At 66.4% G+C, this 223-nt stretch carries 1 pseudogene; it reads left to right on the plus strand.

The features are described 5' to 3' along the window. Nucleotides 1-223 (plus strand): annotated as a pseudogene (locus MOV74_RS40595) (NAD(P)(+) transhydrogenase (Re/Si-specific) subunit alpha); the annotation flags it as partial.

A 223-nucleotide genomic window follows, 5' to 3' on the forward strand; every position in this document is an offset into this window, starting at 1 on the left:
GCCGGCGCCGAAGCTGGTCAGTGCCGACATGGTCAAGTCGATGAAGCCGGGCTCGGTGCTGGTCGATCTCGCCGTCGAGCGCGGCGGCAATGTCGAGGGTGCGAAGCCGGGTGAGGTCGTCGACCTCGATGGCATCAAGATCGTCGGCTACACCAACGTCGCCGGCCGCGTCGCGGCCTCGGCCTCCAGCCTCTACGCACGCAATCTGTTCTCCTTCATCGAG

This window comes from Bradyrhizobium sp. SHOUNA76 (genome assembly GCF_023006445.1).
Lineage (GTDB): Bacteria > Pseudomonadota > Alphaproteobacteria > Rhizobiales > Xanthobacteraceae > Bradyrhizobium.